The organism is Pseudomonas sp. GW821-FHT05H12, from assembly GCF_059419385.1.
This window is the reverse complement of record NZ_JBWKRS010000019.1, coordinates 90,737-103,469: the sequence shown is the minus strand read 5'-3', so window position 1 is coordinate 103,469 and position 12,733 is coordinate 90,737. Positions and strand designations below refer to the sequence as shown.

The following is a 12,733-nucleotide window of genomic DNA, read 5'->3' as shown; positions in this document are numbered from 1 at the left end:
TAATGTAATCGCCCTGCGCTCTTGGTTAGCGCTGTCCGGGGTCGGCCGCTTGAACAAAGCAGGACGTTCCGGACTTTGAAGTGTCCTAAAGGCAGTCCCCGTAATAAAAGGAAACCCGCAGCGATGGCGTACTACCGCACTCCTCATGACGTTACCGCTCTGCCCGCCTGGCAAGCGCTCAATCAACATCGCCAAGCCATGCAGGATTTCAGCATGCGCGAAGCGTTCAATGCCGATCCTCAGCGTTTCTCCCAGTTCACCTTGAGCAGCTGCGGACTTTTCCTCGATTACTCGAAAAACCTGATCACCAGCGAAACCCGCGACTTGCTGGTGGGTTTGGCCAAGGAAGTCGGTCTTAAAGATGCGATTAACTCGCTGTATGCAGGCGAGCCGGTCAACTCTTCCGAGGGCCGCCCTGCCCTGCACACCGCCTTGCGCCGCCCAGTGGGCGACAAGCTGTCGGTCAACGGCGTGAACATCATGCCGGACGTGCACAAGGTGCTGAACCAGATCACTGACTTGGTCGGCCGTATCCACGACGGCCTGTGGCGTGGCTACACCGAGAAGCCGATCACCGACGTGGTGAACATCGGCATCGGTGGTTCGTTCCTCGGCCCGGAGCTGGTGTCCGAAGCGCTGTTGTCCTACGCCCACAAAGGCGTGCGCTGCCATTACCTGGCGAACATCGACGGCAGCGAGTTCCACGAGCTGACCATGAAGCTGCGCGCCGAGACCACGCTGTTCATCGTTTCGTCGAAATCCTTCAACACCCTGGAAACCCTGAAGAACGCCCAGGCCGCCCGTGCCTGGTACCTGGCCCAGGGGGGCTCGGAAGCCGAGCTGTACCGCCACTTCATCGCCGTATCGAGCAACAACGCCGCGGCCGTGGCCTTCGGTATCCGCGAGGAGAACATCTTCCCGATGTGGGACTGGGTTGGCGGCCGTTACTCGCTGTGGTCGGCCATCGGCTTGCCTATCGCGCTGGCCATCGGCATGTCCAACTTCAAGGAGTTGCTGTCCGGTGCCTACACCATGGACCAGCATTTCCAGAACGCGCCGTTCGAACAGAACATGCCCGTGCTGCTGGGCCTGCTGGGCGTGTGGTACGGCAACTTCTGGGGCGCGCAGAGCCACGCGATCCTGCCGTACGACCACTACCTGCGTAACATCACCAAGCACCTGCAACAGCTGGACATGGAATCCAACGGCAAAAGCGTGCGCCAGGACGGCACGCCCGTGTCCACCGATACCGGCCCGGTGATCTGGGGCGGCGTCGGCTGCAACGGTCAGCACGCGTACCACCAGTTGCTGCACCAAGGGACCCAACTGATCCCGGCCGACTTCATCGTGCCGATCGTCAGCTTCAACCCGGTCTCTGACCACCACCAGTGGCTGTACGCCAACTGCCTGTCCCAGAGCCAGGCGCTGATGCTCGGCAAGACCCGCGCCGAAGCCGAAGCCGAGCTGCGCGACAAGGGCATCCCGGAAGCCGAAGTTCAGAAGCTGGCCCCGCACAAGGTGATCCCGGGCAACCGTCCGAGCAACACCCTGGTGGTTGAGCGCATCAGCCCGCGCCGCTTGGGCGCGCTGGTCGCCATGTATGAACACAAAGTGTTTGTGCAGAGCGTGATCTGGGGCATCAACGCCTTCGACCAATGGGGTGTGGAGCTGGGTAAAGAGCTGGGCAAAGGCGTGTACAACCGCCTGACCGGCGCCGAAGAAACCTCGGCCGAGGACGCTTCGACCCAGGGCCTGATCAACTACTTCCGTGGTCGTCACCGCGGCTAAGGGATCGGCACTACACTGATGGTCTGAAATGGCGGGAGCACACCTTCCTGTGTAGGAGCCGGCTTGCCGGCGATGGCGTCCGAAAGATCGCCATCGCCGCGGTGCGACGATTCGACAAGCCGGCTCCTACACACAGGGCGCTCCCCTCTTGTCCCTAAAACAAGAATAAGGACCGCTCATGTTCGATATCAGCTCATTTCCCACCGCCGATGCCGTCCGCCGAGCTGCGCAGCTCAGCCAAGAGGACTACAAGCGTCTCTATCGCCAGTCCATCGAACAGCCCGACACCTTCTGGGCCGAACAGGCCAAGGGCTTCCTTGACTGGATCAAACCCTGGCACACCGTTCAAATCTCAGACATCAAGACCGGCGCAGCGCAATGGTTTGCCGGTGCTCAGCTGAACGTCAGCTACAACTGCATCGACCGTCACCTGGCACAACGTGCCGATCAACCGGCCTTCATCTGGGAAGGCGATGACCCGACAACATCATCCACAATCACCTACCGCCAACTGCACCAAAACGTATGCCGCCTGGCCAATGTGCTGAAAAGCCGTGGCGTGAAGAAAGGCGACCGCGTGTGCATCTACATGCCAATGATCCCGGAAGCAGCCTACGCGATGCTGGCCTGTACGCGTATTGGTGCCGTGCACTCCGTCGTGTTTGGCGGGTTCTCGCCCGACGCGCTGCGCGACCGCATTCTCGACGCCGACTGTCGCACCGTGATCACCGCTGACGAAGGCGTACGCGGTGGCAAGCCGGTGGCGCTGAAACAGAACGTTGACAAGGCACTGGCCAGTTGCCCGAATGTGAGCACGGTGCTGGTGGTGGAACGCACCGGAGCAACCATTAACTGGAGCGAAGGCCGCGACCTCAACTATCAGTTCGCCCTGGAGGCCGCCAGCGACGACTGCCCGCCCGAGCCAATGGACGCCGAAGACCCGCTGTTCATCCTCTACACCTCCGGCAGCACCGGCAAACCCAAGGGCGTGCTGCACACCACCGGTGGCTATCTGCTGCAGGCGGCGATGACCTTCAAGTACGTGCTCGACTACCGCGACGGCGAAGTGTTCTGGTGTACTGCCGACGTGGGCTGGGTCACCGGCCACAGCTACATCGTGTACGGCCCGCTGGCCAATGGCGCCACCTCACTGATGTTCGAAGGGGTGCCCAGCTACCCGGACAGCTCGCGCTTCTGGCAAGTGATCGATAAACACCAGGTGAATATCTTCTACACCGCGCCCACCGCCTTGCGCGCCTTGATGCGTGAGGGCCACGGCCCGCTGGAAAACACCTCCCGGGCGAGCCTGCGGCTGCTGGGCAGCGTCGGCGAACCGATCAACCCGGAAGCCTGGGACTGGTATTTCAATGCCGTGGGCGAGCAGCGCTGCCCCATCGTCGACACCTGGTGGCAGACCGAAACGGGCGGCATCATGCTCAGCCCCTTGGTCAGCGCACAGCGCATCAAGCCCGGTTGCGCCACCCAGCCGATGTTCGGCGTGCAGCCGGTGCTGTTGGATGAACACGGCAAGGTGCTGCACGGCGCCGGCAGCGGCGTATTGGCGATCAAGGCCAGTTGGCCCGGGCAGATCCGCAGTGTCTATGGCGATCCGCAGCGCATGATCGACACCTACTTCAAACCCTACCCCGGCTACTACTTCACCGGCGATGGCGCTCGCCGCGATGAGGATGGCGACTACTGGATCACCGGGCGCATCGATGATGTGATCAACGTGTCCGGCCACCGTATCGGCACCGCCGAAGTAGAGAGCGCGCTGGTGCTGCACGACCAGGTCGCCGAAGCCGCAGTGGTGGGTTACCCCCACGACGTCAAGGGCCAGGGCATCTATGCCTTCGTCACCCCCATGAATGGCGTAGAACCCAGCGACACACTGAAAAAACACCTGCTGGAACTGGTCAGCAAGGAAATCGGCAGCTTTGCCAAGCCGGAACTGATCCAATGGGCGCCAGCCCTGCCAAAAACCCGCTCCGGCAAGATCATGCGGCGTATCTTGCGCAAGATCGCCTGCAACGAACTCGACAGCCTGGGCGACACCTCGACCCTGGCCGACCCGAGCGTGGTGGACGGCCTGATCGACAAACGCCTGAACCGATAGGAACCCTTGAGTCGCCATGGAATTTATCCGCAGCCGTATCGAAACCCAGTTGATGAGCCTCACCGGCTTGTCACTGGGCCAACTGGACCTGGAAAACCCCAAGGGCGATCCTGGCCTGTTCGGGCCCGACTCGGTGAGCTGGCAAGTGCATGGCGACTTCAGCAGCATGTTGATCGGCGGCATCAGCGCCTTGATGTTGCAAGCCTTGCACCCACTGGCCCTGGCGGGTGTGTGGGACCATTCGAATTTCCGCCAGGACATGCTCGGGCGTTTGCGGCGCACCTCGCAGTTCATCTCCGGCACCACCTTCGGCTCACGCCAAGACGCCGAATGGCTGATCGAGAAAGTACGCACCATTCACCTGCAAGTGGTCGGCCACGCGCCGGACGGGCGGCCTTACGCGGCCAGCGACCCAGAGTTGCTGACCTGGGTGCACGTGGCGGAAGTCAGCAATTTTCTGGCGGCGCACCTGCGCTATCGCAACCCTCATCTCTCGGGGCGGGATCAGGACCGCTACTACAGCGAAATCGCCTTGGTGGCTGAACGCCTGGGCGCGCGGCATGTTCCCCGTTCACGGCAGGACGTTTCGGATTATCTGGAGCGTATCCGCCCTCAACTGTTGTGCGACGAACGCAGTCGCGAAGTGTTGCGCCTGCTGGTCAATGCGCCCGCCCCCAGCACCCTGGCCAAGCCCTTTGGCAGCTTGATGATGCAGGCCGGGATCGATCTGCTGCCGGAGTGGGCCAGTGCGATGCTCGAACAGCACCAAAGCCCGTTGCAGCGCCAGATGATCCGCGCCGGGGTAAGACGCAGTGCACCATTGCTGCGCTGGGCCATGCGCAATGGTTCGGTGCAACGCGCCCATCGGCGGATGGGGTTGATGTAGGCAACGCCGCATAACTGTTAAACTTCGCGCCCTCTTTTCCCAGCAAGGCGCGCTCCATGTCTCCCCTGAATCAGGCGCTGCGCGCCGCCCTCGACTATCGCCAAGACCTGATCAACGAGCTGCACGCCCAAGGCACCGACTGCTACCGGCTGTTCCATGGCAGCCAGGAGGGCGCCGGTGGCCTGACCATCGACCGCTATGGTCCGCAACTGCTGGTGCAAAGCTTCCACCAGTCGCTGGAAACCGCCGACCTGCTGGACCTGCATCAACTGATCAACCAGTACATGGGCCTGGAATTATTGCTGGTCTACAACGACCGCTCCCGTGGCAATTCGCGGATCGACCGTGAAGACACGGTGTACCGCGCCGAACCTGCGGCACTGGTGGACCTGGTTGGTCAGGAGTGGGGCCTGAACTACCGTGTGCGCGGTCGTCATGCCGGGCAAGACCCGCTGCTGTTCCTCGATTTGCGCAACACGCGCGGTTGGGTCAAGGCGCACAGCGCCGGCAAGAGCGTGCTGAACCTGTTCGCCTACACCTGTGGCGTGGGCTTGAGCGCGGCAGCCGGAGGTGCGCGAGAGGTGTGCAACCTGGACTTTGCCGAGGGCAACCTGGCGGTCGGGCGCGAAAACGGCCTGTTAAACCCGCAACTGCCGACCATGGAGTTCGTGCAGTCCGATTACTTCCCGGCGATTCGCCAACTGGCTGGGCTGCCGATCACCCAGCGGCGCGGCCAGAAGCTGCCGAGCTACCCACGCCTCGAACAGCGTCAATATGACCTGGTGTTGCTCGACCCTCCGGCATGGGCCAAGAGCGCTTTCGGCACCGTCGATTTGTTGCGCGACTACCAAAGCCTGCTCAAGCCGGCACTGTTGGCCACCGCCGACAACGGCGTGCTGATCTGCTGCAACAATCTGGCTAAAGTCAGCATGGATGACTGGCGCGAACAGGTGCTGCGCTGCGCCGAAAAAGCCGGTCGCCCGGTCCGCGAGTGGACCGTCATGACGCCTGGGGCTGACTTCCCGTCCCGGGACCAGCAGCCTCCGTTGAAAACCCTGATCCTGCAACTGTAAGACTTATCCCAACGGAGCCTGTTCTTCGGAACCGAAAACCCGTGCCATACTCCAAGGCACTCTCGTTCGACACAGATGGCGTCACCCATGCCCAAAGGATTGATTCGCGCCATCGGCGCCTTGTTGACTGCTCTGGCTCTGTACAGCTTGCTGGGCTTTTTGATTTTGCCCGGCATTGCGCTTCGCATCGCCAACCAACAGTTGGCCCATTACGCCACGGTGCCGGCGCGCATCGAGCGTATCGAGCTCAACCCGTTCAGCCTGGAGCTGACCGTGTGGGGCCTGCAAATCGGTGAACCCGGCAAGGAACAAGTCGGCTTCGAGCGCCTTTACGCCAACCTGCAGATCGACAGCCTCTGGACCCGCGCCTTGCACCTGGCGGACGTCGAGCTGGACAAGCCCAAGACCGAGCTGCTGTTCGACAAGTCCGGGCAACTGAACCTGGCGCAACTGTTCAAGCTGCCGCCGAGCGAGCCGACCCCGGCCGATCCCAACGCCAAACCGTTCCCGCTGCGCATCGAACGCATCAAGCTGGCGAGCGGCTATGTGCATTTCCAGGATCTGCGCCCCAGCGAGCCGATCGAATTTCTCTACGACAAACTCGACTTCGAGCTGAAAAACCTCAGCACCCTGCCTGAAGACAACGCCGACATGACGTTGGTGGCCGCAGGCCCCGAAGGCGGGCAAATCGACTGGAAAGGCAATTTCAGCCTGGTGCCGATCACCTCCGAGGGCACCCTGAAAGTCACCGACGGCAAGATGAAAGCTTGGTGGCCGTACGTACGCGATGCCTTGCCATTGGTACTTGAAGACGGTGTGTTGAATTTCAGCACCGACTATAAATTCAGCCTGGCCAAAGAGACCGAACTCAACCTGACCAACACCGCTGCGAGCATCGCGCCGTTTGCGATCAAGGCCCCCGATGGCCGCCCGCTGGCACGTCTGGAGCGCCTGGACGTCAGCGAAACCACGGTGGACCTGGCCAAGCAGCAAGTAGTGGTTGGCAAGATTCGCAGTAACAAGCTCGAAACCTGGGCCGCCCGCGAAGCCGATGGGCAACTGGACTGGCAGAAGCTGTTTGCCAGTCAACCGAGTAAACCGGCCAAGGCGGAACCCGCCACCGCACCGGCCACCGCTGACTCGCCCAAACCTGAACCTGCCGCGCCGAGCAAACCCTGGCAGGTGCTGCTCAAGGACGTGCAACTGCGCAATTATCAGGTGCACCTGGCCGACCGCCAGGTCAAACCTGCCGTCGCGCTGGAACTGGGCCCGCTGAATGTCGATGTACAGAACTTCGACAGCCTCAACCAGAGCCCCTTCACCTTGAAGGTCGACACGGGGCTGGGCAAGCAAGGCAAGATCCTCGCGACCGGCGAAGTGAACCTCAACCCGATCAGCGCCAAGCTTAAAGTGAACACCCAGGACATCGACCTGCGGGTCGCCCAGTCCTACATCAGCCCGTTCATTCGCCTGGAACTGCGCAGCGGCATGTTGGGCAGCAACCTGGACGTGAACCTCAAAAGCGCGGACCCGCTGAAACTGCAGGTCACCGGCCGGGCGCAGGTCGATCAACTGCATACCCTGGATACCCTCAAGACCCGCGACTTCGTCAAATGGCAGCGCCTGGTACTGGAGGGCGTGAACTACCAGCATGGCGACAGCCTGTCGATCGACAAGGTCAACCTGCTGCAACCGTATGTGCGCTTCATGATCAACGATGACCGCACCACCAACGTTGATGACCTGTTGATCCCGCAACCCGCCGACAAAACATCCAAGCCCGCCAGCAAGGAAAAGCCGTTGGGCATTCGTATCGGGCAAATTGCGATCAATGACGGGTCGGCCAACTTTGCCGACTTCAGCCTGACACCCAACTTCGCCACGGCGATCCAACAGCTCAACGGCCAAATCGGCACCATTGACAGTCGCCAGGCCAAGCCCGCCAGCGTCAATATCAACGGCAAGGTGGACCGCTATGCACCTGTGACCATCAAGGGCAGCGTGAACCCTTTCGACCCGATGGCGGCGCTGGATATCGCCACCAGCTTCAAGCGTGTCGAACTGACGACTCTGACCCCCTACTCCGGCAAGTTCGCTGGCTTCCGTATCCGCAAAGGCCGGCTGAACCTCGACCTGCACTATGTAATCACCAAGGGCCAGCTGAAAGCCGAAAACAAAGTGGTGGTCGAGCAATTGCAGCTGGGTGAAAAAGTCGACAGTGCGGACGCCGTGGACCTGCCGATCCGCCTGGCAATTGCCTTGCTCAAGGACAGCGATGGCAAAATCTCCATCGAGCTGCCGGTGACCGGCGACTTGAACAACCCGCAATTCAGCGTGATGCCGATTGTGTGGCAGACCCTGCGCAACTTGGTGGTACGTGCGGCGACGGCGCCGTTCAAGTTCATTGGTGGGCTGATCTCAGGCGGCGGTGCTGAGGATTTGGGCAACGTGTCCTTCGCCGCGGGTTCCAGCGATTTGAGCAAGGATGCCGAAGGCGCCTTGAACAGCCTGGCCAAAGCATTGAAAGAACGTCCAGCCCTACGCCTGGAAATCGAAGGCACTGCAGCCGCCAGCAGCGACGGCCCATTCCTGGCCGCACAGCGCCTGGAGCGTGAATACCAATACAACTACTACAAGATCCTGCAACGCCGTGGCGACAAGGTCCCGGCGCAGGCCTCGCTGTTGGTCGTACCGGAGAAAGAGAAAGCGCCGCTGCTGGAAGGCATTTATCGCACACGCCTGAAGCAACAACCGCCAGCGGAGTGGAAAGACCTGAGCAACGACGACCGCTCTGCGAAGCTGCGTGAGGGCGTGATCAAGTTCTGGAGCACCAGTGACGTCTTGCTGCGTCAGCTGGGCCAGGACCGCGCCAGCACGATCAAGGACTACTTGGTGGACAAGGGGCAGCTTGAAGATGAACGGGTGTACTTCATTGATGCGAACCTGGGGCAGGCGGAGAAAGATGGTCGAGTGGTGACCCCGATGCATCTGGATGCTGAGTAACCTCCTAAGCACCTCATCCAACTGTGGGAGCGGGCTTGCCCGCGAATGCGGTGAATCAGTCGACCCATCGGTTAGCTGACACGACGCCTTCGCGGGCAAGCCCGCTCCCACATTGGATCTCTGTTGTGGTCAGGTTTTTCTCCAGCCTAAAATAGAACAGGCCCCGACACGAGTGCCGGGGCCTGTAATGACCACATCCCTGTGGTCGGTCGCATGAACTCAAGAGGTGCATCGGGTGGATATCTAACTCACCCTTAGCCGCCGCCGTCTAGTTCAAGACGAATCCTTCAGTATTTACTCTGCTTTCAGGCCATCGGCCGATACAGCCTTAACGCCTTTGATTTTCTTGGTGATGTTCACCGCGGTGGTTTTCTGGGCTTCAGTGACCGCTACGGCCGAAGACAGGGAAACAACACCTTTGTTGGTTTCGACTTTGATGTCGGTGCCAGGAATGCCTTTCTCGGTTACCAGATCAGCTTTCACTTTGGTGGTTATCCAGGTATCAGAGGTCGACTCTTTAGCGCTGGCAGCCGCGCCTTTGGTCTTGTCGATGCCGTCAGCCTTGGTCGCGCCGCCAGCCAACAGGCCATCAGCGGAAACGGCGGTGACACCTTTGATTTTCTTGGTGATCGCTACAGCAGTGGCTTTTTGCGAATCAGAGATAGCGACTGTGGACGACAGGGAAACCACGCCTTTGTTGGTTTCAACCTTGATGTCCGAGCCAGGAATGCCTTTCTCGGTCAGCAGATCGGATTTAACTTTGGTAGTGATCCAAGTATCCGAAACGCTTTCTTTGGCCTTGGTCGCTTCACCCGCCGCCAAAGTCATAGGGGCTTGGGAAGTCTGAGCAAAGGCTACGTTAGCACCCATGGCCAGAGTCAGAGCGGTAGCAGTAGCGAGAGCGAACTTCTTCATACGAGTAACTCCTGTTTTATTAAAAGTCCGCAGCACATGAACCTTGATGCTGCAGCGTTAACAGGGATATTGCAGGCAGTGTGCCAAGTCGTGACTGATAATTAAGTCCTTATAAAACAATGACTTATAAAAATGTGCGATTTTCGAAATCGTGCAACTTGCATGAAGCCCATCGTGCCTGCATGCAAGTTGCGGCTTTTGGCTCGGGGTAAATGGCTGATTTCCCTTCACTTTCCCGCGCCCATAAAAAAGGACCCCGAAGGGTCCTTTTTTTCAGCGTAAAGCCTGGGGTGATTAAACGCCCGAAGCCTTGGCTGCTGCTACGTCCTTGATGGACAGCTTGATACGGCCGCGGTTGTCCACGTCCAGTACCAGCACTTCCACTTCCTGGCCTTCTTTCAGAATGTCGGTCACTTTCTCAACGCGAGCGTCGCTCAGCATGGAGATGTGAACCAGACCGTCTTTGCCCGGCAGGATGTTCACGAATGCGCCGAAGTCGACGATGCGCTCAACCTTGCCGACGTAGATCTTGCCGATCTCGGCTTCAGCGGTGATGCCCAGGACGCGCTGGCGTGCTGCCTCAGCCGCTTCCTTGGTTTCGCCGAAGATCTTGATCGAACCGTCGTCCTCGATGTCGATCGAAGCCTTGGTTTCTTCGCAGATAGCACGGATGGTCGCGCCGCCTTTACCGATGACATCACGGATTTTGTCGGTGTCGATTTTCATCGCGATCATGGTCGGAGCATTTTCCGACAGTTCGGTACGGGACTGACCAATGATCTGGTTCATCTGGCCGAGGATGTTCAGGCGCGCTTCCAGGGCTTGGCCCAGGGCGATTTCCATGATTTCTTCGGTGATGCCTTTGATCTTGATGTCCATCTGCAGCGCGGTCACACCCTTGGCGGTACCAGCTACTTTGAAGTCCATGTCGCCCAGGTGGTCTTCGTCGCCCAGGATGTCGGTCAGGATGGCGAACTTCTCGCCTTCTTTAACCAGGCCCATGGCGATACCGGCAACCGGCGCCTTCATCGGCACACCAGCGTCCATCAGCGCCAGGGAAGCACCGCAAACGGAAGCCATGGAGCTGGAACCGTTGGACTCGGTGATTTCCGACACAACACGGATGGTGTAAGGGAACACGTCAGCAGCAGGCAGCATGGCCTGTACCGAACGGCGCGCCAGACGGCCGTGGCCGATTTCGCGACGACCAGCGCCACCCATGCGACCACACTCGCCCACCGAGAACGGAGGGAAGTTGTAGTGCAGCATGAACGGGTCTTTTTTCTCGCCTTCCAGGGTGTCCAGCAGCTGCGCGTCACGGGCAGTACCCAGGGTCGCGACTACCAGGGCCTGGGTTTCACCACGGGTGAACAGCGCCGAACCGTGAGTCTTCGGCAGAACGCCGACTTCGATGTTCAGCGGACGTACGGTGCGGGTGTCGCGGCCGTCGATACGTGGCTTGCCGTTTACGATGTTTTCGCGAACGGTGCGGTATTCGATCTCGCCGAAAGCCGCTTTGACGTCGCTGGAGGAAGGCTGGCCTTCCTCACCGGACAGTTTGGCCACAACCTGATCCTTCAGCTCGCCCAGGCGCGCATAACGGTCGGCCTTGACGGTGATGGTGTAGGCATCGGAGATGGCAGCGCCGAACTCGGAGCGGATAGCGCCCAGCAGTTCAGTGGCTTCAGCTTGTGGCGCCCAGGTCCAGGTTGGCTTGGCCGCTTCGGCAGCCAGCTCGGTGACAGCCTTGATGACAGCCTGGAACTCGTCGTGGGCGAACAGTACGGCGCCCAGCATCTGGTCTTCGGTCAGCTCTTTGGCTTCCGATTCAACCATCAATACGGCTTCCGAGGTACCGGCAACGACCATGTCCAGGCTCGAAGCTTTCAGTTGCTCGTAAGTCGGGTTCAGCAGGTAGCCGGTGCTTTCGTGGAACGCAACGCGGGCAGCGCCGATCGGGCCATCGAAAGGAATGCCGGAGATAGCCAGGGCAGCCGAGGTACCGATCATCGCAGCGATGTCCGGATCGGTCTTCTTACTGGTGGAAACGACGGTGCAGACAACCTGCACTTCGTTCATGAAGCCTTCTGGGAACAGCGGACGGATCGGACGGTCGATCAGTCGGGAAGTCAGGGTTTCTTTCTCGGAAGGACGGCCTTCGCGCTTGAAGAAACCGCCAGGGATCTTACCGGCAGCGTAAGTCTTTTCCTGGTAGTGAACGGACAGAGGGAAGAAGCCTTTGCTCGGGTCAGCGGTCTTGGCACCAACCACGGTCACCAGAACGGTAACGTCGTCGTCAACGGTAACCAGCACTGCGCCGGAGGCTTGACGGGCGATACGGCCTGTCTCGAGGGTAACGGTCGACTGACCGAACTGGAATTTTTTGATAACCGGGTTCACGGTGTCCTACCTTCTTTGTGGCTCTTGGGGGAACTTGTCTTCTTGCGAAATTCTTGGGCAATGTCGGGAATCGGCCCGAACCAGGTCCAGGGGTAAAACGTGTATCCAGATAAAACTTGAGGCTGGGAGCCTACCATGAGCCAGCGGGAATCCCACTGACACACGGCAGACAACCAACCTCTAGCGCAATCGCTTATTAGCGACGCAGACCCAGGCGACCGATCAGAGTCTGATAACGACCCAGATCCTTGCCTTTCAGGTAGTCCAGCAGCTTACGGCGCTGGTTTACCATGCGGATCAGACCACGACGGGAGTGGTGATCTTTACCGTTGGCCTTGAAGTGACCTTGCAGCTTGTTGATGTTGTGGGTCAGCAGTGCAACTTGCACTTCTGGCGAACCAGTGTCACCAACAGCTTGCTGATAGTCAGCAACGATTTGTGCTTTTTCTTGAACGTCGAGAGCCATGAGGCAATCCTTTTTCAGGAAACCACCCAAAGGGCAGTTTCAACAGGCCAGGGACAAATCCCTGTATCTAAAAATGAGTGTTGACC

The 12,733-nt window shown here is 59.8% G+C and carries 8 protein-coding genes; 5 read left to right on the top strand and 3 right to left on the bottom strand.

What is annotated here, in order from left to right:
- The first annotated feature begins 123 nt into the window (after positions 1 to 123).
- From pgi to AC07SU_RS18185, 5 genes are all read left to right on the top strand, one after another.
- The gene (pgi, locus tag AC07SU_RS18205) at positions 124 to 1,788 is read left to right on the top strand and encodes a glucose-6-phosphate isomerase (protein ID WP_176998415.1); all 1,665 of its coding nucleotides are present in this window, start codon (positions 124 to 126) and stop codon (positions 1,786 to 1,788) included.
- Positions 1,789 to 1,966: 178 nt separating this feature from the next.
- Complete coding sequence (acs, locus tag AC07SU_RS18200; protein WP_494997792.1) at positions 1,967 to 3,904, top strand: acetate--CoA ligase; 1,938 nt, start codon at positions 1,967 to 1,969, stop codon at positions 3,902 to 3,904.
- A gap of 16 nt (positions 3,905 to 3,920) precedes the next feature.
- Complete coding sequence (locus tag AC07SU_RS18195) at positions 3,921 to 4,790, top strand: oxygenase MpaB family protein (protein WP_494997791.1); 870 nt, start codon at positions 3,921 to 3,923, stop codon at positions 4,788 to 4,790.
- 56 nt (positions 4,791 to 4,846) lie between these two features.
- Positions 4,847 to 5,863, top strand: a complete 1,017-nt coding sequence (locus AC07SU_RS18190; RefSeq protein WP_494997790.1) for a class I SAM-dependent rRNA methyltransferase — start codon at positions 4,847 to 4,849, stop codon at positions 5,861 to 5,863.
- Positions 5,864 to 5,950: 87 nt separating this feature from the next.
- Complete coding sequence (locus AC07SU_RS18185) at positions 5,951 to 8,866, top strand: DUF748 domain-containing protein (RefSeq protein WP_494997789.1); 2,916 nt, start codon at positions 5,951 to 5,953, stop codon at positions 8,864 to 8,866.
- Between the two features lie 294 nt (positions 8,867 to 9,160).
- Here AC07SU_RS18185 and AC07SU_RS18180 read toward each other — a convergent pair whose 3' ends face one another.
- The 3 genes from AC07SU_RS18180 to rpsO form a co-directional block, all read right to left on the bottom strand.
- Complete coding sequence (locus tag AC07SU_RS18180; RefSeq protein ID WP_176998420.1) at positions 9,161 to 9,781, bottom strand: BON domain-containing protein; 621 nt, start codon at positions 9,779 to 9,781, stop codon at positions 9,161 to 9,163.
- Positions 9,782 to 10,075: 294 nt separating this feature from the next.
- Entirely contained in the window at positions 10,076 to 12,181 is a 2,106-nt protein-coding gene (gene pnp, locus AC07SU_RS18175) for a polyribonucleotide nucleotidyltransferase (RefSeq protein WP_016973759.1), read from the bottom strand.
- A 196-nt stretch (positions 12,182 to 12,377) separates the two neighbouring features.
- Positions 12,378 to 12,647, bottom strand: a complete 270-nt coding sequence (gene rpsO / locus AC07SU_RS18170; RefSeq protein ID WP_003177875.1) for a 30S ribosomal protein S15 — start codon at positions 12,645 to 12,647, stop codon at positions 12,378 to 12,380.
- Positions 12,648 to 12,733 lie beyond the last annotated feature (86 nt).